The sequence below is a fragment of the Citrobacter sp. Cm038 genome, from assembly GCF_030333105.1.
GTDB lineage: Bacteria > Pseudomonadota > Gammaproteobacteria > Enterobacterales > Enterobacteriaceae > Citrobacter > Citrobacter murliniae.
Genome location: NZ_JAOWGO010000018.1, coordinates 224,910 through 249,892, shown reverse-complemented (window position 1 = coordinate 249,892; position 24,983 = coordinate 224,910). Strand labels below are relative to the sequence as shown.

General features: G+C 50.9%; 21 protein-coding genes and 1 pseudogene. 6 read left to right on the top strand and 16 right to left on the bottom strand.

Annotated elements, in window-relative coordinates; all coding sequences use genetic code 11:
- The first annotated feature begins 138 nt into the window (after nucleotides 1-138).
- A complete protein-coding gene (gene malS / locus OGY01_RS10080; protein WP_286493051.1) occupies nucleotides 139-2,169 on the top strand; it encodes an alpha-amylase in 2,031 nt (676 codons plus the stop codon).
- A gap of 176 nt (nucleotides 2,170-2,345) precedes the next feature.
- A complete protein-coding gene (gene avtA / locus OGY01_RS10075; RefSeq protein WP_045448723.1) occupies nucleotides 2,346-3,596 on the top strand; it encodes a valine--pyruvate transaminase in 1,251 nt (416 codons plus the stop codon).
- A gap of 36 nt (nucleotides 3,597-3,632) precedes the next feature.
- On the opposite strand, the gene OGY01_RS10070 is transcribed toward avtA, so the two are convergent.
- A complete protein-coding gene (locus OGY01_RS10070) occupies nucleotides 3,633-4,106 on the bottom strand; it encodes a 4Fe-4S binding protein (RefSeq protein WP_048223070.1) in 474 nt (157 codons plus the stop codon).
- A 190-nt stretch (nucleotides 4,107-4,296) separates the two neighbouring features.
- Between OGY01_RS10070 and OGY01_RS10065 the strand changes: the two are divergent.
- Nucleotides 4,297-4,389, top strand: a pseudogene (locus tag OGY01_RS10065) (class II aldolase/adducin family protein); the annotation flags it as partial.
- A gap of 114 nt (nucleotides 4,390-4,503) precedes the next feature.
- Here the strand turns inward: OGY01_RS10065 and OGY01_RS10060 are convergent.
- Entirely contained in the window at nucleotides 4,504-5,244 is a 741-nt protein-coding gene (locus tag OGY01_RS10060; protein ID WP_286493049.1) for a MipA/OmpV family protein, read from the bottom strand.
- Nucleotides 5,245-5,365: 121 nt separating this feature from the next.
- On the opposite strand from OGY01_RS10060, the gene OGY01_RS10055 reads away from it, so the two are divergent.
- On the top strand, nucleotides 5,366-6,319 hold the full coding sequence (locus OGY01_RS10055; protein ID WP_045448746.1) for a LysR family transcriptional regulator: 954 nt from the start codon (nucleotides 5,366-5,368) through the stop codon (nucleotides 6,317-6,319).
- 29 nt (nucleotides 6,320-6,348) lie between these two features.
- Here the strand turns inward: OGY01_RS10055 and OGY01_RS10050 are convergent, their stop codons facing one another.
- The 12 genes from OGY01_RS10050 to OGY01_RS09995 all read right to left on the bottom strand — a co-directional run bounded on the left by OGY01_RS10050 (nucleotide 6,349) and on the right by OGY01_RS09995 (nucleotide 19,528).
- Complete coding sequence (locus OGY01_RS10050) at nucleotides 6,349-7,485, bottom strand: HlyD family secretion protein (protein WP_045448747.1); 1,137 nt, start codon at nucleotides 7,483-7,485, stop codon at nucleotides 6,349-6,351.
- 5 nt (nucleotides 7,486-7,490) lie between these two features.
- Complete coding sequence (locus tag OGY01_RS10045; RefSeq protein ID WP_045448749.1) at nucleotides 7,491-7,814, bottom strand: DUF3302 domain-containing protein; 324 nt, start codon at nucleotides 7,812-7,814, stop codon at nucleotides 7,491-7,493.
- Between the two features lie 220 nt (nucleotides 7,815-8,034).
- The gene (gene aldB, locus OGY01_RS10040; RefSeq protein ID WP_045448751.1) at nucleotides 8,035-9,573 is read right to left on the bottom strand and encodes an aldehyde dehydrogenase AldB; all 1,539 of its coding nucleotides are present in this window, start codon (nucleotides 9,571-9,573) and stop codon (nucleotides 8,035-8,037) included.
- A gap of 102 nt (nucleotides 9,574-9,675) precedes the next feature.
- The gene (gene selB, locus OGY01_RS10035; RefSeq protein WP_200011277.1) at nucleotides 9,676-11,523 is read right to left on the bottom strand and encodes a selenocysteine-specific translation elongation factor; all 1,848 of its coding nucleotides are present in this window, start codon (nucleotides 11,521-11,523) and stop codon (nucleotides 9,676-9,678) included.
- Complete coding sequence (gene selA / locus OGY01_RS10030; protein ID WP_286493047.1) at nucleotides 11,520-12,911, bottom strand: L-seryl-tRNA(Sec) selenium transferase; 1,392 nt, start codon at nucleotides 12,909-12,911, stop codon at nucleotides 11,520-11,522. The genes selB and selA overlap by 4 nt, the downstream gene beginning before the upstream one ends.
- Before the next feature lie 201 nt (nucleotides 12,912-13,112).
- Nucleotides 13,113-13,721: a glutathione S-transferase gene (locus OGY01_RS10025; RefSeq protein WP_284097071.1), complete on the bottom strand. Its 609-nt coding sequence runs from the start codon at nucleotides 13,719-13,721 to the stop codon at nucleotides 13,113-13,115.
- 84 nt (nucleotides 13,722-13,805) lie between these two features.
- On the bottom strand, nucleotides 13,806-14,093 hold the full coding sequence (locus OGY01_RS10020; protein ID WP_052369295.1) for a DUF202 domain-containing protein: 288 nt from the start codon (nucleotides 14,091-14,093) through the stop codon (nucleotides 13,806-13,808).
- Nucleotides 14,084-14,464, bottom strand: a complete 381-nt coding sequence (locus OGY01_RS10015) for a YidH family protein (protein WP_045448756.1) — start codon at nucleotides 14,462-14,464, stop codon at nucleotides 14,084-14,086. The genes OGY01_RS10020 and OGY01_RS10015 overlap by 10 nt, the downstream gene beginning before the upstream one ends.
- A complete protein-coding gene (locus OGY01_RS10010) occupies nucleotides 14,448-15,329 on the bottom strand; it encodes a MurR/RpiR family transcriptional regulator (RefSeq protein ID WP_045448758.1) in 882 nt (293 codons plus the stop codon). Before OGY01_RS10010 ends, OGY01_RS10015 begins: the two co-directional genes overlap by 17 nt.
- 45 nt (nucleotides 15,330-15,374) lie before the next feature.
- Nucleotides 15,375-16,238, bottom strand: coding sequence for an aldose epimerase family protein (locus tag OGY01_RS10005; protein ID WP_286493044.1), 864 nt, complete (start codon nucleotides 16,236-16,238; stop codon nucleotides 15,375-15,377).
- 10 nt (nucleotides 16,239-16,248) lie between these two features.
- Nucleotides 16,249-17,976 carry a sulfatase gene (locus OGY01_RS10000; RefSeq protein ID WP_286493042.1) on the bottom strand — a complete coding sequence of 576 codons (1,728 nt, stop codon included), beginning with the start codon at nucleotides 17,974-17,976 and terminating at the stop codon, nucleotides 16,249-16,251.
- A gap of 13 nt (nucleotides 17,977-17,989) precedes the next feature.
- Nucleotides 17,990-19,528 (bottom strand): PTS transporter subunit EIIC, encoded by a 1,539-nt coding sequence (locus tag OGY01_RS09995; protein WP_286493040.1) that lies wholly within the window; start codon nucleotides 19,526-19,528, stop codon nucleotides 17,990-17,992.
- A 156-nt stretch (nucleotides 19,529-19,684) separates the two neighbouring features.
- Here OGY01_RS09995 and OGY01_RS09990 point away from each other — a divergent pair, with 156 nt between their 5' ends.
- Nucleotides 19,685-20,902 carry an anaerobic sulfatase maturase gene (locus OGY01_RS09990; RefSeq protein WP_286493039.1) on the top strand — a complete coding sequence of 406 codons (1,218 nt, stop codon included), beginning with the start codon at nucleotides 19,685-19,687 and terminating at the stop codon, nucleotides 20,900-20,902.
- Nucleotides 20,903-20,906: 4 nt separating this feature from the next.
- Here the strand turns inward: OGY01_RS09990 and OGY01_RS09985 are convergent, their stop codons facing one another.
- A complete protein-coding gene (locus tag OGY01_RS09985) occupies nucleotides 20,907-22,043 on the bottom strand; it encodes an HlyD family secretion protein (protein WP_045448766.1) in 1,137 nt (378 codons plus the stop codon).
- A 2-nt stretch (nucleotides 22,044-22,045) separates the two neighbouring features.
- On the bottom strand, nucleotides 22,046-22,408 hold the full coding sequence (locus OGY01_RS09980) for a DUF3302 domain-containing protein (protein WP_045448768.1): 363 nt from the start codon (nucleotides 22,406-22,408) through the stop codon (nucleotides 22,046-22,048).
- 531 nt (nucleotides 22,409-22,939) lie between these two features.
- Between OGY01_RS09980 and mtlA the strand changes: the two genes are divergently transcribed.
- A complete protein-coding gene (mtlA, locus tag OGY01_RS09975; protein ID WP_048223087.1) occupies nucleotides 22,940-24,853 on the top strand; it encodes a PTS mannitol transporter subunit IICBA in 1,914 nt (637 codons plus the stop codon).
- Nucleotides 24,854-24,983 lie beyond the last annotated feature (130 nt).

Here is a 24,983-nt window from a genome sequence, read left to right as displayed (position 1 = left end):
TTATCGCAAAATACGTGCGTTTTTTGCACTTGATCGCTCACCCTCACTCCTCATCCTGACGGAATGCGCTCAAGGGATGAGTTTCTGGCCCCATTTCACTGGCAAACTGGCGAAAATCGCAGCATCAAGGACAGCATTATGAAAATGGCCGCCGTTGCGCTGGCACTCTTGCCCGGCATTACAATCGCCTCAACATGGACTGCTCAAGGCTTCCCTGTCTTCGAAACAGAAGGTACGGGTAAGTTTGTCAGCCATGCAGCGTTGACGAAGGGTACTCGTCCTTTAATCCTAAATTTTGACCAACAGTGCTGGCAGCCAGCCAATACCATAAAACTCAACCAGATGCTGTCACTGAAACCCTGTGAGGGCACACCACCACAGTGGCGTTTATTCAAAGACGGCAATTACACGCTGGAAGTTGATACCCGTTCCGGAACACCGACGCTGATGCTCTCGGTAAAAAACGCTGCAGAACCCATCACCGCTCAGATTCAACAATGTCCAAAATGGAATGGTTCGCCGCTGACGCTGGACGTAAGCCAGACCTTTCCTGAAGACACCGTCGTACGCGATTACTACAGTCAGCAAACAGCTACCGTAAAAAACGGGCAGATTACATTGCTGCCTGCCGCAACCAGCAACGGCCTGTTATTGCTCGAGAGAGCAGAAACGAACGCACCCGCCGCATTCGACTGGCATAACGCCACGGTCTATTTCGTGCTGACGGATCGCTTTCAGAACGGCGACCCAACCAACGACTACAGCTACGGTCGCCATAAAGATGATATGCAGGAAATTGGGACGTTTCACGGTGGCGACTTACGCGGCCTCACCAGCAAACTGGAATATCTGCAACAGTTAGGGATCAATGCTCTATGGATCAGCGCACCATTTGAGCAAATCCACGGTTGGGTTGGTGGCGGCACAAAAGGAGATTTTCCCCACTACGCTTATCACGGCTATTACACCCAGGACTGGACCACACTTGACGCCAATATGGGCAACGAAGCAGATCTGCGCGCACTGGTGGATGGCGCACATCAACGCGGCATCCGTATTTTGTTCGATGTCGTCATGAACCACACCGGTTACGCCACGCTTGCGGATATGCAGGAATATCAATTTGGCGCATTGTACTTATCAGGTGATGAGCTAAAAAAAACGCTCGGGGAACGCTGGACGGACTGGAAGCCTGCCGCCGGGCAAAGCTGGCACAGCTTTAATGACTACATTAATTTCAGCGATAAAGCCGCATGGGAAAAATGGTGGGGGAAAAACTGGATCCGCACCGACATTGGCAACTACGACAACCCGGGTTTTGACGACCTGACCATGTCACTGGCCTTCCTGCCCGATCTTAAAACTGAATCCACCACACCTTCCGGCTTGCCGGTGTTCTACAAAAACAAACCAGACACTCGCGCCAAAGCTATCGCGGACTATACGCCACGGGATTATTTGACCCACTGGCTCAGTCAGTGGGTACGAGACTACGGTATTGACGGATTCCGGATCGATACAGCCAAGCACGTCGAACTTCCCGCCTGGCAGCAACTGAAAACACAGGCCAGCGCAGCGTTGGTTGAATGGAAGCACGCTAACCCTGACAAAGCGCTGGATGATAAATCCTTCTGGATGACTGGCGAGGCATGGGGACACGGCGTCATGCAAAGTGATTATTACCGCCACGGCTTCGATGCAATGATTAATTTTGATTACCAGGAGCAGGCAGCCAAAGCTGTCGACTGCCTGGCCAATATGGATCTCACCTGGCAGCAGATGGCGGAAAAATTGCAGAGTTTCAATGTACTCAGCTATCTTTCATCGCACGATACGCGTCTGTTCCGCGAAGGTGGGGATAAAGCCGCCGAGCTGTTGCTGCTGGCTCCGGGGGCAGTACAACTCTTCTATGGTGACGAATCCGCCCGTCCTTTTGGACCAACCGGTTCTGATCCATTGCAAGGCACGCGCTCAGATATGAACTGGCAGGACATTAACGGGAAATCAGCCGCCAACGTCGCACACTGGCAGCGAATCAGTCAGTTCAGAGCCAGACATCCTGCCATCGGCGCAGGAAAACAAACCACGCTCACATTACAGCAGGGATATGGATTTATACGCGAACATAGCGACGATAAAGTGATGGTTGTTTGGGCAGGCCAGCCCTGATCCCACCGAGCTTCCCGTACCGAATAGTGCGGGAAGCCGGATGCAATATAAAAAACCAGCCATTCAAAAATCTGCAGCACAAAACATCAATTCGGACTTCGGGACCTGATTTGCACCCTGCCATAGGGAGCGTTATGGTTAGCCACTTTAATACTGAGTTCGACAGACCACCTGCTATGACATTCTCACTTTTTGGCGACAAATTTACCCGCCATTCAGGCATCACACGCCTGATGGAGGACCTCAACGACGGTTTACGTACCCCCGGTGCCATCATGCTCGGCGGCGGCAATCCGGCGCAAATCCCGGAGATGCAGGATTACTTCCAGACTCTGCTGGCAGAGATGCTGGAAAACGGCAAAGTCACTGATGCGCTTTGCAATTATGACGGTCCACAAGGTAAAACCGAGCTACTGTCTGAGCTGGCGAAACTGCTGCGCGAACAACTGGGCTGGGATATCGAACCACAAAATATTGCACTGACAAATGGCAGTCAGAGCGCGTTTTTCTACTTATTCAATCTCTTCGCAGGACGCCGCGCTGACGGAACCACCCGAAAAGTGTTATTCCCCCTGGCACCGGAATACATTGGCTACGCCGATTCAGGGCTGGAAGAGGAGCTCTTCGTGTCGGCACGGCCGAACATTGAGCTGTTACCGGAAGGCCAGTTCAAGTATCACGTTGATTTTGAACACCTGCACATTGGTGAAGAGACAGGCATGATTTGCGTGTCGCGTCCAACCAACCCCACTGGTAATGTGATCACTGACGAAGAGTTGATGAAACTGGATCGTCTGGCCAACCAGCACGGTATCCCGTTGGTGATTGATAACGCCTATGGCGTCCCGTTCCCCGGTATTATTTTTAGCGAAGCACGCCCGCTGTGGAACCCAAACATTGTGCTGTGCATGAGCCTTTCCAAGCTCGGCCTGCCAGGCTCCCGCTGCGGCATTATTATCGCTAATGAGAAAATCATCACCGCCATCACCAATATGAACGGCATTATCAGCCTGGCGCCTGGCGGTATGGGACCGGCGATCATGTGCGAGATGATTAAGCGCAACGATCTGCTACGTCTGTCAGAGACCGTTATCAAGCCGTTTTATTATCAGCGCGTTCAGGAGACAATTGCGATCATTCGTCGCTATTTATCCGAAGATCGCTGCCTGATTCATAAACCAGAAGGGGCAATTTTCCTGTGGTTGTGGTTTAAGGATTTACCGATCTCCACCGAACTGCTGTATCAACGCCTCAAAGCGCGCGGTGTCCTGATGGTTCCCGGCGATTACTTCTTCCCGGGGTTGGATAAGCCCTGGCCACATACCCACCAGTGCATGCGGATGAACTACGTTCCGGATCCGGAAAAAATCGAGGCTGGCGTGAAAATTCTGGCAGAAGAGATCGAACGCGCCTGGCTTGAAGGCTGACAGAAAACCCGACCGGAATACAGGTCGGGCTTCGCATTACAACGGCTGGGAACGCAGACGCTGCTGCTGAATCTTATTGGCATCCATACACTGCAACGCACTGGTTGGGCAGGCTTCAACACACGCCGGGCCAGCTTCACGATGCCAGCACAGATCGCATTTAATCGCCTGCACCCGTAACGTATGCGCGACAACATTCATCGCCCCGAACGGGCAGGCCAGCATGCAGCTTTTACAGCCGATACAACGTTCCTGTTCTACGAAGATATGCCCATGTTCGCGACGAATAGCGTGAGTTGGGCAGACATTGGCACAGGGAGCATCTTCACATTGATGACAGGCGACCGCAGTGGTAAATGCGTTGTCTTTAATGACCTGAATGCGTGGGACAAACGCGTCGGAGGAGATCGTCGCACAATCCTGGTTTTCCTGATGAGATACCACACAGGCAACTTCGCAGGTTCGACACCCAATACATTTCGCCGCATCAGCCATAATAAACCGGTTCATTGCCCTCTCCCTCTGCGTTAAAACCACAGAGTGCCAGAGAGCGCGCCCCGGCTGCCTTGATCAGACAGGGGAATCGGTTAAATTTTGTCAGGTGCCTGAACGACTACGGGTAAACGCCTAATCGCGAACGGTAAAGCCCATCGCTGAATAATCGATATAAGCGCGGGTAAGCAGAATACAGGTCCCGGCGGCGGTATTAGTGCATTCGCACGGGCCGTTTACCTGGGGTAAAAATGCTGCTGACGCCGTACATAACGCCGTGGTTCTTGAGGAATGCGCCTATTACAGACGCTGCAATCATATAGCTGTAATGATATGACGGATGGCGACTGTTAGTGCTATCCGTCAAAGCATCATGAAAAGATTACCCTCTTCCGTGAGGGCAAACGGGTGAGAATCAGAAACGCCAGCTCACCCCTGACAGGAAAGTGAAGCTGTCGTCGCGATCGACCATTGGGCTATTCTTAATATCGTCTGGTAGCACGCTATAATTGGCGCTGGCCAGCAACGTCAGGTTTGTGGTTAACGCATATTTTGCGGACAGGCCGACATAAGGTGTCCAGCTATCGCCAGGGGAAAAGCTTGATAACCCGCTACGCCGAGATTCACTGCCAGACACGCCGTAGTAATATTCGTTGAAATTCTCGTCATAGTAGAGAACGCCAATGGCCGGGGTGAGCGTCAGTCTGTCCATCGGCATTTGGCGGAACAGAGACACTTCTCCAATCCAGCCATTGCTGTTGTCCAGAACATCCGCTGCAGCAGAAACTTTTACGCTGCCCCAATTCTCATGGTGATACCACGCAGCCCCTGCCATCGCAGTACTGTCGCGCTTGTCCAGTTGCTTCATAGCATGATCATCGTTATCAGCGGGATCAAACTCAAGCGGCATCCATGAGGCAGTAATGCTAAATTCATTACTTTTACTCTTGGACAGAATATAGCCTAACGTTGTTTGTCTAAAATAGAATGATTCACTTTCATAACTGACAAGCGGTACTGCGTGAACATTATCATTATATCCACGATAAGGAGATTCATTATATACAGCCCCACCGCCAATAGAAAATTCTGCGGCTGTTGCACTAGCCATAAAAGAAAAGGCAAATAGCACCACAATATTGCGTTTAATTAACATGCCAACATTCCATTTTAAAATAAGCTACAAAGCGCCAGCATAATAATGCTTACAATTTCATCAGTGCAAGATTCATATTTATATAGTAATATATAAATTCATATATATATTGGGTTTGGCGATGAATAAATTACAACTCAAACACCGGGAGCTGAAGATTATCTCTGTCATTGCTGCCAGTGAAAATATCAGCCATGCAGCGACTGTTCTCGGCATCGCGCAAGCCAACGTCAGCAAGTATCTCGCTGAATTTGAATCAAAAGTTGGGTTAAAAGTATTTGATCGAACCACCCGACACCTGACCCTCACGCCTTTTGGCACAGCGCTACTCCCTTACATCAATGACATGTTGGACAGAAACGATCAGTTGAATAATTTCATTGCTGATTATAAGCATGAAAAACGTGGTCGGGTAACGGTATATGCGCCTACGGGGATTATTGCTTACTTATCGCAGCATGTTATTGCCAAAATACAGAATATCGGTGGTATTACTCTTTCTCTAAAAACATATAATCTGGAACGTAAAGCATTTTATGAGGGCGCCGAATTCCCTGATGACTGTGATATTTTAATAAGTTATGCACATCCTAAAGATGAATCACTGGTTGCCAGTTTCATTACTAAATATGCCGTCACGGCTTTTGCCAGCGAGGAATATCTCAAAAAACATCCTATTACCAGTCCTGAAGAGCTGGAGCATCACTCCTGTATTCTAATTGATTCAATGATGATTGATGATGCTAATATTTGGCGATTCACCTCAGCCGAAGGTAAAGAGATACAAGATTATCGCGTGACGGGAAATTACGTCTGCGACAATACGCAGTCAGCGCTGGCGCTGGCCCGTAACCATCTGGGTATTGTTTTTGCGCCGAATAAAAGTGTGCAAAAAGAAACGCAGTCCGGGTTGCTGGTCCCTTGCTTCTCTGAGCAACATAAATGGTGGCTGGATCTCGTGGCTATTTTCCGTAAGCGCGAATATCAACCCTGGCGCGTACAGTTTATTCTTGATGAGATGTTAAATGAGATACGCCAACAGCTTACTCAGGCGCAACAGCAGCAACCTGAGTAGGCAAAAATGGCAAGCAGAACAGCCTACGCTTAGTGGTCGAGATACAGGTAATGCACCCAACTGGTCATCCGTAACAGCACCTTGCGCATCACTGACACGTGGGCAAAATGGTCAGAATAGACGGCTACCTGTGCATAAATACCATCGGGCAAAGCGTTTAAATCTTCATTTTCATTCAGATCTATCGTAGCAATAACGCCCTCAGAACCGGGGGTGGAGTTTAAGGATTGTAGCGTCCCATTTGACTGGTACGTACCACCCGGAACCGCAGGGCTAATCGCCGTCAACTTACCGCTAAATACCTTACCCGGCAGCGCATTAAACACCACTTCAGCTTCATCGCCCGGTTCCAGTCTCAGCAGCGAGTTTTGACGGAACTGGGCAATAATTTGCCGTTTTTGGTCTGGAATAAAGACCATTACCGGACGCATAGGCAGAGCTGCGGCATAGGTACCCGGTCGAATCAGCACCTGCGTGATATAACCATCGCTGGGCGCCCGTACCACAGTTTGCTCAAGGTTAAATTCGGCTTCTGCCAACTGGGCTTTCAGGCTGGCAATTTGTGAATGTTCCCCCAATACCATGCTGTCTAACTGACTCTGTATTTGCTGTTGCTCTGCGACGGATGATTTCACTGACGCTTCCTGCGCCAGATAGTTCTGCCGCGCCGCATCAATGTCGCGTTCAGAAAAAGGATTCACCTTCGCCTGGCTACCCTGCGCATAGCGCTGGTAATCTTTCGCCAGCTTGTCGCGCGTGGCTTTTGCCTGTTGCGTGTTAGCCTTCATTTCATCTAACTGCGCGGCAAGAGCCTGCTCTTTATGCTGTGCCGTCACAATATCAGCTTTCAGGCGGTCAACCCTCGCCTGATAGCGACCAGGGTTAAGTTTAAACAGGACCTCGCCTTTTTTGATTAGCGTATTCTTCTTATCCGTCACTTCTGTTACTACACCCGTTACCTGAGGCACTACGGGAATAGAAACCACTGCTTTTTGCGCCTTAAATGTATACGGATGGTTATAATTCATCAGTAATATAAGTCCGCAAACAATAAATATGCCGCCCAATGCTGCTGTTGGTACGGTCCATTTATTTACAGGGATTTTAAATATTTTAAATATCGACCATGCGCACGCCACATAGGTCAGAACGATCAGTAAATCCATCAATATTACTCCGCCGGGGAGGTCTTAACCTCGGCCAGTTTCTTTTCCAGATCGGCTACCCGTGCCTGAAGCTGGTTAAGGGAAGGATCAGCACTCTGCATACCCCACCCTCGCTCCGGGCGATAAAGCGTTGCCCAGATCCATAAAAATGGCCAAATAACATGCAAAGTAAACAAACTTACCCAGCCCGCAACATGTATTGCATCGGCATGAGGATGGTTACGTTTTTTTGCAATCAGATAGGGAATATCATGCAGAATAATAACCCCATAAAAAATAACCAGGAATACAAAAATAAGCACTCCTAATGCAAAATAATCAAGAAACATATTTGCCTCAGGGATTTAAATTAATAAATTTGTCTGCTATTTGTTTTAAACAATAGAGTTAAGAATAATAGATGAACGGCCAGAACGTATGCAATTCTCTTATTTATATAACGATATATGGGTTTCTATATACTCTAAATATTTCGGGCTGCAGGAAGACGAAAAGCATAACGATATGCCCGGTATCGCTTAGCGATACCGGGCAATGATTGAGGGGAATTTAAAACAGTCCCAGCGGTTTATCAGAGTAGCTCACCAGCAGGCACTTGGTCTGCTGATAATGCTCCAGCATCATTTTGTGGGTCTCGCGTCCAATGCCTGATTGTTTATAGCCGCCGAAAGCCGCATGTGCCGGGTAAGCATGATAGCAGTTGGTCCATACACGCCCCGCCTGGATACCACGCCCCATCTTATATGCCAGATTGCCGTTACGGCTCCAGACGCCAGCACCAAGTCCATACTGAGTATCGTTAGCGATTTCCAGCGCTTCCTCCATGGTTTTAAAGGTCGTGACAGCCAGCACCGGACCAAAGATCTCCTCCTGGAATACGCGCATATTGTTCTTACCGTACAGAATGGTCGGCTCGAGGTAATATCCCTCTTTTAACTCTCCATCCAGCTGCTTACGCCGCCCGCCGGTCAGCACATCAGCACCTTCTTTCTTACCAATATCGATATAGTTGAGGATGGTTTCCAGTTGACCATGCGAAACCTGCGCCCCCATCTGCGTTACGCTATCAAGCGGGTTACCGCTGCGAATACTCTCCACGCGGCGAATAGCACGCTCCATAAAACGCTCGTATATAGATTCCTGCACCAGCGCACGGCTCGGGCAGGTACACACTTCGCCCTGGTTAAAGGCAAACAGTGCAAAACCTTCCAGCGCTTTGTCAAAGAACGCATCTTCTTCATCCATCACGTCAGCAAAGAAGATATTGGGCGATTTGCCGCCCAGCTCCAGCGTAACAGGAATGATGTTTTGCGTTGCGTACTGCATGATCTGCTGACCCACTTCCGTTGAGCCGGTAAACGCCACTTTCGCAATGCGTTTTGACGTTGCCAGATACTCGCCAATTTCTCCACCAGCACCGTTGACCACGTTCACCACGCCTGGCGGCAGCAGATCACCGATCACTTCCATTAGCAGCAGTACGGACAGCGGTGTCAGGCGGGCAGGTTTCAGCACCACGCAGTTGCCGGCCGCCAGGGCAGGCGCCATTTTCCAGCTCGCCATCAACAGCGGAAAGTTCCACGGGATAATCTGCCCAACCACGCCCAGGGGTTCATGGAAGTGATACGCCACCGTATCGCTGTCGACTTCACTGATCCCCCCTTCCTGCGCACGAATGCAGGAGGCGAAATAGCGGAAATGGTCAATTGCCAGTGGTACGTCAGCAGCACTGGTTTCGCGAATGGGTTTACCGTTGTCCCAGGTTTCTGCGGTCGCCAGCAGCTCGAGATTTTGCTCCATTCGATCGGCTATTTTGAACAGAATCGCCGCACGATCCTGCACGGAGGTATGCGCCCATTTATCTTTTACTTTGTGCGCGGCATCCAGTGCCAGATCGATATCCTTCTTGCCGGAAGAGGCCACTTCGCACAGTAATTGCCCGGTTACCGGTGTCAGGTTCTGGTAATACTCACCGTCCGCAGGTGCGACCCAGTCGCCGCCGATAAAGTTATCGTATCGAGCTTTTAACTTCAGAGGGTAACCATACTCGCCGGGATAAATACGCGTTGAAGGGGGGTTATTAGTCATGACCATCTCCTTGCTGTAGGGGTACTACAAAGGTAGATGGGGCTGGCGAATTATTCGCCAGCCTTTTACTGCTTTACGACAGCGGTCACGGATTAAATGACATCAACTCTTTTCGGGGAATAGCAACGCATCCCGCAGTAAATGATCATTGCCCCGACGACGGGTAAAACCGATGCGGTCAAAATATTCCAGAATCTGGATAGCCAGTTTACGTCCCACGTTAAGCCGATCGCGGAAATCGGCGGCACACGTCGATCCTCTTTCCTGATCGAGTTCGCGGATCATATTAGCGAAGGCGACAATCCGATCGTTACGGTAATAGCGATCTTTAACGATCGCAGTAATGATGCCTTGCTGGGCTGCCTGTCGTAACGCCAAACGCATAGATTGCTCATCCGTGCCCGTCTCTTTCGCCAGATCCCGCACCCACCATGGTTCATCACCAAAAAGAGGTTCGACTTTTTGCCAGATCGCCTGCTGTTCATCACTGAAACCAGCTTTATGATCCGGCAAATGCAGCCAACCATGATGGCTATGGATAGCACCGCTATCGCGCATTTTTTCAATCAGCAACAGCACCAGCGCTTCGTCTTCCATCGGCAAGGCCATACGCCGCAGACGCTCACGCCCCGGTCCTGGCTCATCGCGATGCTGCTCATGGTACGTTGCCAGTGTATCGAGGATTTTGCGCTGCCAGCGTGCTGCAACAGGCGCATTCAGCAGACTGTAGCCGGCCTGAATAAAGCCATGCTGCTCAATCAACGGACGCATACCGTTGCCATTGAGTTGCCGCGCCCACGCGAAATCAGGAATATTCACCGCCCCGCGCGTCAGATGTATTGCCAGCGCGTCGCCGTCATCCTGCGCATTTTCCAGTGCTGACAGCCACTGCAGGTATTCCGGCTTACGCTTGCCCCGACGCGGCGGGTTGAGCGTTACCACGCGGGCGCCAGCTAACGTGGTACGCGCAGAAATGTCACGCAGCACCAGTCTGTCGTTATCAGCCAGCCACAGCGGAGTATCAAAAACCAGTTCCGCCAGCGTTCCTTCGAGCAGAGAAATCCGCCCGGTAACGTGGCTGGCCGCGTGATGAATGTGTAACGGTTGCCACTGCATTAGCGGGGCCGAATGTTCTAAGGAAACAATGACACGGGTAAAAGCCTCCGGCGGCGCATCAGAAAGCAGCCAGTCACCACGGTTGAGCTGTTCTTTTTCAGCATCTCCGACAATATTCAGCGCAATACGCTGACCAGCATGGGCATGCTCACAGGCCTGGTTCTGCGCATGCAGGCTACGCACGCGCATCGGTTTGTTAACGCCCGTCAGCCACAGCGAATCGCCCACATTGACTTCACCACTGAGCGCGGTACCTGTTACCACCAGGCCTGCACCTTTTACCGTAAAGGCACGGTCAATCGCCAGGCGGAAGCTGTGATTGCTGGCATGCTCGCGCGTAGGTAATTGCAGCAAATGGTCACGTAAGATATCGATCCCACGCCCTTCACTGGCGGCGGTCACAAAAAGTGCTGCATCCGCAAAACCATAGTTAGCCAGTGTTGTTTGGACCTCTGCACGCACCTCGTTAATACGCGCCTCATCCACGCGATCGGCTTTCGTCAGTGCCACAGTAAGCTGCGGATTACCCGTCAGTTGCAGGATCTGCAAATGCTCACGTGTTTGCGCCATCACGCCGTCATCGCAGGCAACCACCAGCAGAGCGTGGTCGATACCGCCGACCCCCGCCAGCATGTTGGACAGAAACTTTTCATGTCCGGGAACATCGATAAATCCAAGTACGCGTCCGTCAGGCTGCGGCCAGTAGGCATAGCCGAGATCGATGGTCATACCGCGCTTTTTTTCTTCTGGCAGGCGGTCGGCATTCACGCCGGTAATCGCCTGTAATAACGTCGTTTTTCCGTGGTCAACGTGTCCGGCGGTTGCAATAATCATTTCAGCATCATCTCCATAAACCGGGTCTCGTCTTCAAGACAGCGCAGATCCAGCCATAAGCGGCCATCATAAATCCGCCCAATGACCGGCACCGGTAGCTCGCGCCAGTGGGCGGCCAGCGCCTCAAGACGACTACCGCGCCCGTCATGCGGGGTAAACGTTAATGCCGCACTGGGCAGCCGATCAACAGGTAGCGAGCCGCTGCCAATCTGCGACAAGCAAGGCATCACGTTCAGTGCGAACGTGTCGCCGTAATGTTCTTCCAGCCGCGCCTGTAATCGTTGTGCCTGAGCGCGGATGGCCTCTTCAGTACGGGTGAGCAAACGTAACGTCGGTAATTTCTCTGCCAACACCTCCGGGTGCAGATAGAGCCGCAGCGTCGCTTCCAGTGCCGCCAGGGTCATTTTATCGGCCCGTAACGCGCGTTTCAGCGGATGGTGCTGTAATCGGGCAATCATCTCTTTCTTACCGACGATAATCCCCGCCTGTGGCCCGCCCAACAGCTTGTCGCCTGAGAAGCTGACCAGGCTTACGCCTGCGGCGATCAACTGCTGTGGCATTGGTTCCTTCGGCAAACCATACTGGCTGAGATCGACCAGCGAACCGCTGCCCAGATCCGCCACCACCGGAATATCCAGCTCCTGACCCATCACCGCCAGTTCCATCTCATCTACCGCTTTGGTAAAGCCTTCGATGCTGTAATTACTGGTATGCACTTTCATCAGCAGAGCTGTGTTTTCATTCACTGCCTGGCGATAATCACTGGCGTGGGTACGGTTGGTCGTGCCAACTTCACGCAACACACACCCAGCCTGGGACATGACATCCGGAATACGAAACGCACCGCCAATTTCCACCAGCTCACCGCGTGAAACCACCACCTCTTTGCCACTGGCGGTTGCGGCCAGCATTAACAGCACCGCTGCCGCGTTGTTATTTACGATACAAGCGTCTTCCGCCCCGGTAATGCGACATAGCAAATCCGCCAGGGCACGATCACGATGTCCGCGCCCTGCACCGTCCAGATCGTATTCCAGTGTGACCGGCGTACGCATAGCCTGCACAACAGCATCAATCGCTTCTTCCGCCTGCGATGCACGCCCAAGGTTGGTGTGCAGCACTGTCCCCGTCAAGTTGATAACCGGACGCAGCGCGCTTTGCGATTCCCGTTCCAGCCGGGTGCAGGCCTCTTGCGCCCAGTCGTTGCACCATGCCGGAAGCGCTTGTACGTCGCGAATCGTTTCCCTGGCTTCGTCGAGCATATGGCGAAGCAGGTCAACCACCCGGGTGTGACCGTGGGACTCACGCAAGACTGAAAAGGCGCTATCGCGCAATAAACGATCGATAGCAGGAAGCTGGCTGTAAAGTGAACGCATGTCGGTTGTCATGAAAGGGCCTGGCTGTTGGTGGCCCTCTCCACCGTGGAGAGGGCTATCGATATAGGGAGGATTGTACCGTGACTTTACTCATGCGGACATACATACACAAAATCAATCAAGATGCGTCGAGGTGGCAAGAGAATGAATCCCCAGGGGCGAACGAACGTTGCCAACAAAGAGGCAGCTTGATGGATGAGATGTATATGCCTATCAAGCTTTCGGCGGCTCTGTGCGGGCAAAGCTTTCTCGCTGAAAGAGTGTTTCCACCAGTTTGACCAACCGCGGCCGGTCCACACACCAACCGGGTGCAATCCGACGAAAATTGAGATAGCCCACCGCGCAGGCAATGGCGATGGTTGCAAGGTTAACCGAGTCTGTTTTAAGCGTACCGTCTGCCAGATAACCTTCCAGCACATCCAGGCTGCGGGTAATTTTCTCGCGCTGGCGCAACAGTTCGGTTTCCGATTGCTGCGCACCAGGACGAGCCTGTTCGCGAACAGAGACTAACCCAGCCTCCATAACACCGTCAGCCAGTGCTTCAAGCTGACGAATCTTAAGTGCCGCCAGCGGTTCGCGCGGCAACATGGCGGGCGCAATATCCAGCAGCTCAATGTATTGCGCAATAATCGGGGAGTCGAACCAGAACTCTCCCTCATCGGTGACCAGCGCGGGTACTTTTCCTAACGGATTATATCGTGCTACGCCGTTTTCAGCGTTATAGGGGAGTTCGTTAACAAATTCGAAAGTGATGCCCTTTTCCAGCAACAGAATAGAAATTTTTCGCACAAAAGGGCTGGTGTAGCTGCCAATGAGTTTCATACCGTGTCCTTTTTGCCAACAAAAAAATAGACTGCGCCTCTGGTTGCCCATAAGCGAACAATTTGGGATACAGCCTAGTATGGCTCAGATGATTTCAAAAAGACGGCAAAGGAAGAGAAATCCCAATAACAGGCTACTTAATACGATTGAAAATGAGACATATAGCTTATTTTTACCGCGCTGATGTAACAGGATGATCGATGCGCAACTCATCAACAAAAAAGTCGCAATCGCATAAGGCCATTCACCAAAATGAAGCCATCCCCGCAGCGTTAATACGGCGGGTACCATCATTGAAAACGCGGTACGTCTCCAGGAAAGTGCCGTGCGTTCAGGCTGAAGTCCAGGATCGCGGTTGGCGCTTACCCCCACAGCATTATTCCCAGTAATACCGCCACAACAACAAGAAACAGAGACAACGCAAAGATAAAGCGGGTATAGCACAACTGGCTGTCCAGGCGCATAGCGTATTCATTATGCCGCCAGCGCCGCCACGCCAGACCACCAAGCAGGGCTCCGCCCATGACAAGAAATAATGCAAGGGAGTGGCGTAAACCAGGAGAGGAGAGCTGCGGAGAAAATTGATCAACGCCCACCGCACCCGCCATTAATGCCAGAGCGGTGCGGATCCAGGCAAGAAAAGTACGTTCATTGGCAAGTGTAAAACGATAATCGGGTTTTTTACCCGCCAGCCACCATTTACCAACAGGTTTTGGAGCAAAATCATTATCCTGAGGACTCACGTTTAATCCTTTCTTTTATCAACAACTCTTTAATCGACAATCCGGTCACTCCGCTATCCCGCAGGTTGTGACGCGTAATTTCGGTACATAAAAACTCGATAATAAACAACTGCGAAATACGCGTAGAAATTGAATCCCCTTGCATCGGCCCTGCTTCACCACTTGTCAGCCAGAATGTATTCGCCAGCTCGTTCAGCGGTGAGTGATGACTATGTGTTATCGCCAGGGTGTAAGCGCCCCTTTTTTGAGCCAGACGAAACGCATTGACTACTTCTGGCGTCTCTCCTGAATGGGAAAATGCGACCACCAGGTCGTCAGCCTTCAGATTGGCCAGCTTAAGGGTCATCGTGAAGCGATCGGTAAACGCTTCAGAGTCAATTCCCAGACGATTCATCTTGTCGCGCGCCTCCAGCGCTGCCAGTCCAGATGCGCCAAATCCAACAAACATCACGCGCCGGGCCGCCAAAAAGCGCTCAACAACGGGCTTCACCACTTTCATATCCAGCAGGTCAATCGTCTCCCGACTTGAGGTCTCAATCATCAAGGCGATTTTTTGTGCTACTTCGTTGCGCGAATCATCCAGAAAAATATCCGGTGAAGATGGCAATGACAGATCGCTTTCCGTCAGTAGTTCCCGCTTGAGATCAGCCTTCAGGTTCAGCAACCCGTCATAGCCCACTTTCTTACAAAAACGCACGATAGTCGCTTCACTGACGCCAATTTCCAGCGCCAGTTTCTTTACTGGTAGCTGCACGACCAGGCCCGGGTTTTGCAAAATATAACCGGCAATTTTTCCATCAGTATCCCCAAGGCTACCGAGGATATTCGCAAGATAAACGCGCACGTTTTTTTTATTCACACTCATTACGGGCTCTCCTGACCGCGAGATAAGTCAGGTAGTTTATCCCGCTTACCGTCCGCTGTCTGCCGGGAACCTGACCGAGAGCCAATGGCTATGCTGCTCTCCTGCATTCAGCCATTGAATGCCTCTCTTATGCGCTATTTGTCCGTCAAAACAGGGATCGTCCGTGGTGCCAGATAAGGGTTCCACGCACAATAAATTCGCGCCAGGTATGCCCCACAGGGCCAGCCATTGCTGGTTTCCAGCAAAGACTATCTGTTCAACGCCATCCGGCGAGCAAACCGCCCAATGGTTATCATCACTCTGCGAAAAATAGACGGCACCATGGTTAAAGCTCTCCGGCAGAAGCGAAAATGTCGCGATACCGGGGGCATTATCGCTGATCTGCAATGTCCTCTTCTGCGTAGCAAACGGCCCCGTGCACACTGAATTGAATCGCACCGTCCAACCTGGTTCACTCGCTACAGGCAGTGCAAATCCTGGATGCCAGCCAGAGGAATAGCCCCACGTTTCATCACTTGTATTGAATACCGACCATGTCACACGTATACCGTCGGATTCTAGATACCATCCAATACGAACCTGCCAGGAAAATGGCCACACCTCGCGTGTGCTGGCCGTATCATGAGCTTCAATCACCAGGTGAGTTGCATCCTGCTCCACGCAGTCAAATATCTGATAACGCAGAAAACCGTGTGCGGAGAGCGGAAAAAAGCGCTCTCCCTGCCATAGCCCGTTATGGATAAGCTGGCCTACAACGGGGAAAAGCTGCGTCGCCGAGTTATTCCACACGTCTGGTTGCGGTTGCCATATCCAGTTGCGTTGGCCTTTGTTATCCCACAGCAAGCTAAGCTCCGCGCCGGTTGCCTGCACGGTCATACGAAAGCGGGCGTTTTCTAAATTCCATTCCACTTTCCCGTTCCTATGCCGTACGCAGTAATAAGCGCGTCTGGTAGACCATGGCGCGATGTTTATCACCGGTAAATAACTTATCGATTAATGCGAAAATATCAGCTTCATCAACACTGCACCCCACGGTCAGTTCCAATGCGTCTTCGCTGCTGTTGCGGATCAAAAACGCCAATGCCTCTGCAACGCCAGGATGCGCACAGGCATACCCTGCGCTCTGTTCATGTTGTCGTTGGATAAATTGCGCATCGCGCTCAGGCGTGAGTGGATCGAGTTCGAAGCGCGTATACAGTTCTGGCGGCGCATCATGCTGTTGCATCATGGGGATCAACGCGGCGGCATAGCGTTGAGATAAGGTTCCATCATTAAGTGGCTGAAACTGTCCCGGATCGTTTTTAACATCGAACAACTTATCGCCAAAGCGCCATGGATTAAGATAACCAAAGGTGGCGGGGATCTGCATCACCTGTACACCCTGGGTAAAATCGAAGCCCGGATGAATACGAATATCCTTTAGCTCATCAATTTTAAAAGGGCTATCAATACGCGTAGGCATCAACGTATATTCATACAGATTCGTTTTATTCTGCTCGCGCGGGCAGCGCATATAAACATATTCACCATCGGTGATATTGATATGGCCACCAAAATAACCAAACAGCGCATAATCACGGATCGACTCATCACGTTCAATGGCCGGGCGCAGCGGTTTTCCTGTCATGGTTGCCGGGCGGGGAATATCAAAATATTCCAGTAACGTCGCCGGAATATCTATTGTCTGCGCCAGTGCGCTACGTCTGACACCCTGCGTTTTACTGCGCGGATCGCGGATAAAGAACGGCGTATTAGCGATTTCGTTATACACCGGCATGATATTTTTACCCCACCACTGGTGCTCCCCCAGCAGGAACCCATGGTCGGTACAGACGATAAACAGAGTGTCATCCCACAGATCCAGCGCCTTAAGTTTATCCATCACCTGACCAAGATAATCATCACACATGGTGATTAGCGCCTGATAAAACTTACGGACTTTCTGATCTTCTGACCCGCCAGGCGCTCCACAGTAATAGGGTACCCAGCCGTCGAATTCACCGGGTTTACAGCCATACTTCGCCAGGTACTTTTCAGGAACGAAGAACGGTTCGTGCGGATCAAAACACTCGATTTGTAAAAACCAGTTATCCTGGTGTTGGTTAGTTTCGAGAAACTCTATACCCGCGCTAATCGTGCGGTGGGTAAAATGTTCCTGCTGGGTAGGCATAGCAGCACGATTGATTAAATCCTGGGTCATACGTCCGGCACGACGACGAAGCGTCTCTTCATCCTCGTTGCCCTGCCAGTGGATTAGTGGCTTTTCAACCTGTCCTTTCCAGCAATCCCCCTCTTGCCCGCGAATAAACTCAAATGTGGAATAACGCGTATGATACGTCGCGCCACCGTCGCGCCAGTAGTGCTTATGGTCAGTAACCATATGTGTATGCACACCATTCTGACGCAACGATTGCATCGCCGAGAAATCAAAAGGTTCCAGCGGTCCCCAACTACGATGCAGAAAATTATAGCGCCCGGTATGTAGCTCACGTCGTGCGGGCATGCAAGGCATGCTCCCTACGTAAAAGTTATCGAACTGGGCGGACTCCTGCGCCAGACGCGTAAAATTCGGCGTTATCGCATCACCGCCATAGGGCGCAAGGTGATTACGGGTTAGGGTGTCGAACATCAACATAACTGCTTTCATAAGACCGCTCTCTTTATGAACCGATAAATTCTTCAATTTCGTTTTTAATCAGCGTGACATGAGGTCCATAAACAACCTGTACGCCCTGACCGCGAATGAATGCGCCTTTACTGCCAAGCTGTTTGAAGTCATCCAGCCTCACCTTCTCCGGCTCATTTACAGTGATACGCAAACGAGTTGCACAGCAGTCCACATCGACAATATTGCTGCGACCGCCTAACGCCTCAACGATCCCGGCAGCACGTGCATCCGTTGCCACGTTCACGACCGGCGTTTCTTCGCTTTCATCTTCACGACCCGGCGTTTTCAATTGCCGCCATTGAATGATGAAACGGAAGGTAAAGTAATAGACGCTGAACATCACAACACCCAGCGGCAGCATGTAAACCCAATTGGTTTTGGCGTTCCCCTGCAACACCCCAAAAAGCAGGAAGTCCACCAGCCCACCGGAGAATGTCTGACCGACCGTAATCTCCAGGATATGCGTCAGCATGAATGCAACACCGGTTAAGACGATATGCACGGCGTAAAGCAGCGGTGCGCAGAACATAAATGCGAACTCGAGTGGTTCGGTAATCCCGGTCACGAATGCGGTCAATGCGGCAGAAAGCATCAAGCTGGCGACTTTCTTTTTGTTTTCCGGTTTTGCGCAGTGATAGATCGCCAACGCAGCACCCGGCAGACCAAACATGAAATCGGCAAAGCGTCCGGCCATAAAGCGTGAAACACCAATGTAGTACTGCGTTACCGAAGGATCGGCCAGTTGAGCGAAAAAGATATTCTGTGTGCCTTCGACGACATGGCCATTAACAACGGCTTCACCACCGACGCTTGTTAACCAAAATGGCATGTAGAAAAGATGATGTAACCCCAGAGGGATCAGGCATTTGAGGATCATGCCGTAAATTAACGTACCAAGATAACCGGTCTTTTCAACAAGAATGCCAAGGTGAGAAATCCCTGCCTGCACGTGCGGCCAGACCCAGAACAGCGCAACGCCAAGAAAGATGGCAAAGAACGACGTCATTATGGGGACAAAGCGCGAACCGCTAAAAAATGCCAGCATATTAGGTAGCTGAGTTTTTCCATACCGGCTATGTGTCCAGGAGGTTAGCAACCCACACATCACCCCACCAAGCACACCGGTTTGCAGCGTCGTGATCCCCAGAACACTCGCCTGCCCGGCAGCGGCGAGATTTTCTGTCGCCAATGTTCCCGTCAGCAACAACAGCGCATTGATTGCTTTATTCATCACCAGAAAGCAAAGGACTGCTGCCAGACCCGCAGTGCCTTTGTCACTGCGCACCAGTCCCACGGCAATACCGACGGAAAATAGCAGTGATAAGTTATCAAACACGACACTACCGCAAAGTCGCATAACGGTAAAAATAGCCTGCACAATCTCATTGTTGAGGAAAGGGTAGGTCGAAATGGTCACTGGGTTGGTAAATACGCCGCCAAATCCCAGTAACAACCCCGCAGCGGGGAGAATGGCAATTGGCAACATAAACGACTTACCCAGATTCTGTGCTCCAGAAAATAATCTGCTCATACGAATCCCTGATACTGGCGAATGAAGTTTTAATTTCACGATTAACATGCTTTAATGAAATTATTGTTCCGATCATTCGTTCACTTTGTCAACATAAGACGTTGGAATAGTGACCTTGATCACCAAAAACTTTCTACCGCCTTGAGGGAGAACGCCATGAAACGTCCATTTCATTTAATGGCAAAACCTGTTAGTTATCAGTGCAATATTGCTTGCGACTACTGTTTTTATCTGGGGAAGGAACACGGGACATTGAAACCTGCTCACCAGCAGCGCCATATGGATGAGAAGACGCTGGAGCAGTACATCAAACAGTACATCAATGCTCATCCGGGTAACGAAATTGAGTTTACCTGGCAAGGAGGGGAGCCCACTCTGGCAGGGCTACCCTTTTATCAGCGTGTCGTTGAACTTCAGCAGAAACACGCCTGCGGCAAGACCATCCGCAACAGTATCCAGACAAACGGTGTACTCATTAATGAAGTATGGGCTAACTTTCTGGCCCAAAACCGTTTTCTTGTTGGGTTGTCTATCGATGGACCCGCGTACTTACATGACCGCTACCGCAAAACACGCAGCCAGGACTCAGTATTTGAGAAGGTGATTAACGCTATGCGTGTGCTGACTCAATATGGCGTGGAAGTGAATGTACTGTGCGTAGTCAACAACGTCACAGCTGAACATCCTGTTGAAATCTATAATTTTTTGAGCCGCGATTTAGGGGCGACTTTTATTCAATTCATTCCGGCAGTAGAACAGTTACCCCTTGCACAACGCTACGGTGAACTACTGTATCCACAATCAATGGCTCAGCGTGCTGTCACTTCGTGGTCCGTTTCAGGTGAGCAATGGGGACGATTTATTATCCAGGTTTTCGATACCTGGGTACGAAGAGATGTCGGACGCGTCTTTATCCAGTTATTTGACAGCGCACTGGCCGCCTGGCTGGGTGAAAAACCTTCATTGTGCGTGATGCAATCGACCTGCGGATTCGGTCTGGTCGTAGAGCAAAATGGTGATGTCTACAGTTGCGATCACTACGTTTACCCTGAACACCGACTGGGCAATCTGCGACGCGATAATTTAGAAAAAATGGTGAACAGTAAGCAACAGCACAAATTTGGAATGGCAAAAGCACAAGTTGCTGCCCAATGTGAACGCTGTGAATGGCGTTTTGCCTGCCATGGGGGTTGCCCAAAACATCGGATTCATCCTTCAGGTAAACGCTGGCATAACCATTTGTGTGAGGGCTATCAAGCCATGTTCAGCCATATGGACCCGTATATGCAGTTTATGGCGGCGCAAATACGACGCCAGCAACCACCTGCAGCGGTAATGGATATAGCTGCAACTCTCAGCAACAAGACAACGTAATCACTCAATGATCCAAATAGAGGTAATGCATCCAGCTGGTCATGCGTAGCAAAACTTTACGCATCACGGAGACATGCGCGAAGTGGTCGGAATAGACCGCCACCTGGGCATAAATACCATCCGGTAAAGCGTCTACTTCAGCATTTGGCTCCAGCTCAATTGTCGCCAGTACGCCATCGGTGCCCGGCACAACCGTTAAAGACTGTAACGCGCCTTGTGCCTGATAAGAGCCACCAGGAACAACCGGCAAAATGCTGGTTAGCTTGCCAGAGAATACCTGGCCAGGCAGAGCATTAAACACCACCTCCGCCTCATCGCCCGGTTCAAGACGTAGCAGTGAGTTTTGGCGGAATTGCGCCACTATTTGCCGTTTTTGTTCGGGAATAAACACCATTACCGGTCGCAGCGGCAGCGCGGCAGCATAGGTGCCAGGTCGGATAAGCACCTGCGTCACGTAACCATTACTGGGCGCACGAATAACGGTCTGATCCAGATTGTATTTCGCTTCTGTCAGTTGAGCCCGCAGGCTAACAATCTGCGACTGCTCACCGTTGACCATACTGTCTAACTGACTTTGAATTTGTGCCTGTTCAGCGACAGAGCCTTTGACTAAGGCATCCTGAGCCAGAAAGTTTTGCCGGGCGTTGTCGATATCGCTTTCAGAGAACGGATTCACTCGCGCCTGGCTACCTTTCAGATAACGTTGGTAATCTTTGTACAGACGGTCACGTTCTGCAGAAACCTGGGTGGTATTGGCCTGCGCTTCGGCTAATTGCGCTTTCAAAGTCTCAATATTATGCGTTGCCGTCACCAGGTCAGCCTGTAATCTGTCGACGCGTGCCTGATAACGGACAGGATCGAGCTTAAAGAGCACCTCGCCTTTTTTAATCAACTGGTTATTTTTGTCTGTTACCTCGCTAACAATCCCAGTGACCTGCGGCGTAATGGGAATTGAGATAACGGCTTTCTGCGCGGTAAATGTGTACGGGTGGTTATAGTTCATTAATAAGATAAGTCCCGCGACAATAAACACCCCACCCAATGCTGCGGTAGCTAATGTCCACTGATTGACCGGAATTCGAAATATCTTAAATATCGCCCACGCGAACGCGACGTAGGTCAAAACAATCAACAGATCCATGATCAAATCTCCGGAAAGGTGGAGTCATCGGTTTTATTCGCCTCTGCCAGCTTTTTTTCCAGCAGAGTGATGCGCGCTGACAATGCGGCAATCTCAGGATCTGGCTCCTTTCCGGCCGGCGTGATGTGTGACTGCATTCCCCAACCCCGTTCAGGCTGGTAGAGCGTGGCCCATATCCACAGGAATGGCCAGATGACATGCAGCGTAAACAGACTCACCCACCCTGCGGTATGAATAGCGTCGGCATGTGGATGATTGCGCTTTTTCGCCATGTTATAGGGGATATCATGGATAGCGATGATTCCGTAGAACAGAACCAGAAAAACGAAGATCAGCACGCCCAATGCAAAATAGTTTAGAAACATAGCTGCCTCGGATTCACGCTAATTAGAATTTTGTATGTGCTGGCAGCCGTACGCACCCTGGCTGATATTTTGAACATAACTGCAGATAGGCATTTCCGCCATATCACAAATAAAATATTTTTTCTGGTGAGAAATTGCTCTATTTTGCGGAAAAACAGGCCAGAGAAGAATCAGCTATAGATCACATTTGGATTTATTCAAATGAAAATATCTTGCGATCAAGATCACAAAAACTCAACAAACAGAGAAATGAAAAACGTGAACTAATTCACATTTAACCGCCTTTTTTAGCGAATTCTTGCGCATCGATGTTTTTATGTACTGATATTTTGTGATCATGGTCACATTAACTAATACCACACACCCTATATTTACGTGACGCGAATCACATAAAAGCCCGTCGACTGGACAGTTGAACGATTCAGTGCCAGATTTCGCAGTATCTACAGGGTCCGGCTACCTCCTGCCGCTACATTAACAAACCTCGGGCTTTCAGCCTGCGCGATAGCAAACATAAGAAGGGGTGTTTTTATGTCATCCGATTTTAAGATCAAAGTGCAAAGCTTTGGTCGATTCCTCAGCAACATGGTGATGCCAAATATCGGCGCGTTTATCGCGTGGGGTATTATCACCGCATTATTCATTCCGACAGGGTGGTTGCCGAACGAAACGCTGGCGAAGCTCGTCGGTCCAATGATCACCTATCTCCTGCCGCTGCTGATTGGTTACACCGGCGGTAAACTGGTTGGCGGCGATCGTGGCGGCGTGGTCGGTGCTATCACCACTATGGGTGTTATCGTCGGTGCGGATATGCCGATGTTCCTCGGTGCAATGATCGCGGGCCCGTTGGGCGGCTGGGCAATCAAACACTTCGACGGCTGGGTAGACGGTAAGATCAAGTCCGGTTTTGAGATGCTGGTGAATAACTTCTCCGCTGGCATCATCGGTATGATCCTCGCCATTCTGGCATTCCTCGGCATTGGTCCATTGGTTGAAGCACTGTCCAAAATTCTGGCGGCAGGCGTTAACTTCATGGTTGTCCATGACATGCTGCCACTGGCGTCTATTTTTGTTGAACCGGCGAAAATCCTGTTCCTGAACAACGCCATCAACCACGGTATTTTCTCACCGCTGGGTATTCAGCAGTCCCATGAGATGGGCAAATCCATCTTCTTCCTGATTGAAGCAAACCCGGGTCCGGGTATGGGCGTCCTGCTGGCGTACATGTTCTTTGGTCGTGGCAGCGCTAAACAGTCTGCTGGCGGTGCGGCTATCATCCACTTCCTGGGCGGTATCCACGAAATTTACTTCCCGTATGTACTGATGAACCCGCGTCTGATTCTGGCTGTTATCCTCGGCGGTATGACTGGCGTCTTTACCCTGACTATCCTGGGTGGCGGTCTGGTTTCTCCGGCATCTCCTGGTTCTATCCTGGCCGTGCTGGCAATGACGCCGAAGGGCGCATACTTTGCCAACATCGCTGCAATCTGTGCGGCAATGGCGGTCTCCTTTGTGGTCTCAGCTATTCTGCTGAAAACCAGCAAAGTGAAAGAAGATGACGACATTGATGCAGCAACTCGCCGCATGCAGGACATGAAAGCGGAATCTAAAGGCGCATCTCCGCTGTCTGCTGGCGATGTCACCAACGACCTGAGCCACGTGCGTAAAATCATCGTAGCCTGTGATGCCGGTATGGGGTCCAGCGCGATGGGTGCCGGCGTACTGCGTAAGAAAGTACAGGATGCGGGTCTGTCGCAGATTTCCGTCACCAACAGTGCAATTAACAACCTGCCGCCGGATGTGGATCTGGTCATTACCCACCGTGACCTGACCGAACGCGCTATGCGCCAGGTTCCGCAGGCACAGCACATTTCACTGACCAACTTCCTCGACAGCGGTCTGTATTCCAGCCTGACTGAGCGTCTGGTGGCGGCACAGCGCCACAACGTCAACGAAGAGAAAGTACGTGGTCATCTGAAAGACAGCTTTGATGAGGGCGATAACAACCTGTTCAAACTGGGTGCGGAGAATATCTTCCTTGGCCGTAAAGCCACCAACAAAGAAGAAGCGATTCGCTTTGCCGGTGAGCAACTGGTGAAAGGCGGCTATGTTGAACCTGAGTACGTTGAAGCCATGCTGGACCGCGAAAAACTGACCCCGACCTACCTGGGTGAGTCCATCGCTGTACCGCACGGTACGGTTGAAGCCAAAGACCGCGTGCTGAAAACCGGGGTGGTGTTCTGCCAGTATCCGGAAGGCGTACGCTTCGGTGAAGAAGAAGACGACATTGCTCGTCTGGTAATTGGTATCGCCGCTCGTAATAACGAGCACATTCAGGTCATTACCAGCCTGACCAACGCGCTGGATGATGAATCCGTGATCGAACGTCTGGCGCATACCACCAGCGTGGATGAAGTTCTGGCACTGCTGGCTGGTCGTAAGTAAGTCCCATGGCCCGATGGCGCTAGCGCTTATCGGGCCTGCGTCCCACTCTCTCCGATGGCGGGAGAAGGTTGGGGTGAGGGGGAACGTATCGCTGTCCCTCACCCCAGCCCTCTTGGGTAAAAACATTAAT

Bases quoted from the DNA above. Each gene is read 5' to 3' on its own strand.
- OGY01_RS10070 (WP_048223070.1), bottom strand. From the start codon at position 4,106: ATGAACCGGTTTATTATGGCTGATGCGGCGAAATGTATTGGGTGTCGA.
- OGY01_RS09990 (WP_286493039.1), top strand. From the start codon at position 19,685: ATGAAACGTCCATTTCATTTAATGGCAAAACCTGTTAGTTATCAGTGC.
- selB (WP_200011277.1), bottom strand. From the start codon at position 11,523: ATGATTATTGCAACCGCCGGACACGTTGACCACGGAAAAACGACGTTA.
- OGY01_RS10010 (WP_045448758.1), bottom strand. From the start codon at position 15,329: ATGAGTGTGAATAAAAAAAACGTGCGCGTTTATCTTGCGAATATCCTC.
- OGY01_RS09995 (WP_286493040.1), bottom strand. From the start codon at position 19,528: ATGAGCAGATTATTTTCTGGAGCACAGAATCTGGGTAAGTCGTTTATG.
- aldB (WP_045448751.1), bottom strand. From the start codon at position 9,573: ATGACTAATAACCCCCCTTCAACGCGTATTTATCCCGGCGAGTATGGT.
- mtlA (WP_048223087.1), top strand. From the start codon at position 22,940: ATGTCATCCGATTTTAAGATCAAAGTGCAAAGCTTTGGTCGATTCCTC.
- malS (WP_286493051.1), top strand. From the start codon at position 139: ATGAAAATGGCCGCCGTTGCGCTGGCACTCTTGCCCGGCATTACAATC.
- avtA (WP_045448723.1), top strand. From the start codon at position 2,346: ATGACATTCTCACTTTTTGGCGACAAATTTACCCGCCATTCAGGCATC.
- OGY01_RS10045 (WP_045448749.1), bottom strand. From the start codon at position 7,814: ATGTTTCTTGATTATTTTGCATTAGGAGTGCTTATTTTTGTATTCCTG.
- OGY01_RS10050 (WP_045448747.1), bottom strand. From the start codon at position 7,485: ATGGATTTACTGATCGTTCTGACCTATGTGGCGTGCGCATGGTCGATA.
- OGY01_RS10025 (WP_284097071.1), bottom strand. From the start codon at position 13,721: ATGAAACTCATTGGCAGCTACACCAGCCCTTTTGTGCGAAAAATTTCT.
- OGY01_RS09985 (WP_045448766.1), bottom strand. From the start codon at position 22,043: ATGGATCTGTTGATTGTTTTGACCTACGTCGCGTTCGCGTGGGCGATA.
- OGY01_RS10060 (WP_286493049.1), bottom strand. From the start codon at position 5,244: ATGTTAATTAAACGCAATATTGTGGTGCTATTTGCCTTTTCTTTTATG.
- OGY01_RS10000 (WP_286493042.1), bottom strand. From the start codon at position 17,976: ATGAAAGCAGTTATGTTGATGTTCGACACCCTAACCCGTAATCACCTT.
- OGY01_RS10055 (WP_045448746.1), top strand. From the start codon at position 5,366: ATGAATAAATTACAACTCAAACACCGGGAGCTGAAGATTATCTCTGTC.
- OGY01_RS09980 (WP_045448768.1), bottom strand. From the start codon at position 22,408: ATGTTTCTAAACTATTTTGCATTGGGCGTGCTGATCTTCGTTTTTCTG.
- selA (WP_286493047.1), bottom strand. From the start codon at position 12,911: ATGACAACCGACATGCGTTCACTTTACAGCCAGCTTCCTGCTATCGAT.